Consider the following 1,229-nt stretch of genomic DNA (forward strand, 5'->3'; position numbering starts at 1 on the left):
TATGGTAAGGAGTATATTTCAATGTGCGCAAGCAACTTCGCCAAAGCTATACACGCTTGCAAAAATGATGAAGCCTCTTTGCAGCAGCAAACCGCTTTTTTTGATCGATGCGACGATGTGAACCTTATCCGTTAAAAACAAGAAATGGCAGTCCGGCCTAGCTACAGGCTTTGGACTGCCATTTCCTTTACTCCTTACATTACAAATATTTATGGATGTGCTCGATGACTTTCTCCGCGCATCTACGATTTCCTCGTTCAGATAAGTGCAAACGGTCCTCGCAAATATGTAACGCTAGATCTTCTTTTATGGTAGCGTTCAGATCATTTATTTGTATGCCCAGGCTTTCCATCAGCTTTACAGCTGCCGCATTGTATAAATCAATCTCTGCATTGCTGCGCCCAATCGCATCGGCTGGAACAGGCGTCGTTGTTGCAAATATGATGTTTGCACCCGTTCTTTGCAGCTCATTTGCCGTCCGTTTAAGCGTTTCCAAATATTCTTCTAATGAAGTTAGTGCCTCGACCATTGGCGCTTCATGATGCAAATCCCATAATCCGTTGTTCCAATGAACGATATCTGGTTTGCCCAGATCTCTGATCCACAAGTTAACTCCCCATAACGTATGTTTCGCAAATCTGCCGTTCTCCTCAGGTRCAACAACCTCTGCCGTTTCATTCAAAGCCTCGCGCACAAGCGGTTCATAGCCCATTCGGATCGAATCTCCGAGCAGCAGTACTCTTTTCATCCTTAACACCTTCCCCTTGTTTTCATAATATTTGCCCATGCCGCAAACTTGATGCTTACGTCCATGTCATCCTCATCCCTCTTGAAATATAGCACACCCCCAACCGTTTCTCAAAGACAGTTAGGGGTGTGTTATACTCCGTATGCTAATTTACAAAGAAACATCTAAACTAAGCGTAATGATTTCAGCGGGACGAACCACCATTCGGCCAAGCTCTGATTCCTCCAGCCTCTGTTCCATAACGCTGCTGCGATGTGCTGCGTTCACGCCCAGCGAAGGGTATACGCTTAACGTTTGCTCATCTCGTGATAGATTATACCAGCGCGCGATCAAATCCCCCGTGTTCTCCGATACCTTAAGAGCAGACAAACATAGTTTGTCACCCTCCCATTGCATAAAGGAAAAACGGCTTGGAAGCTCACCCTCATGTGTACCCGTCTGCTTCACTATCCATGGAATTTGATATTGATAAGCTTCCTTC

The 1,229-nt window shown here is 45.4% G+C and carries 2 protein-coding genes; both read right to left on the reverse strand.

The window, feature by feature from the left end; all coding sequences use genetic code 11:
* Positions 1–199 precede the first annotated feature (199 nt).
* The gene (locus AC1DSE_RS35500) at positions 200–748 is read right to left on the reverse strand and encodes an SGNH/GDSL hydrolase family protein (protein WP_477529149.1); all 549 of its coding nucleotides are present in this window, start codon (positions 746–748) and stop codon (positions 200–202) included.
* 150 nt (positions 749–898) lie between these two features.
* On the reverse strand, positions 899–1,229 hold a 331-nt coding region (locus tag AC1DSE_RS35505; RefSeq protein WP_477529150.1), incomplete at its 5' end, for a glycosyl hydrolase-related protein.

Source organism: Paenibacillus sp. 01L418 (assembly GCF_056400045.1).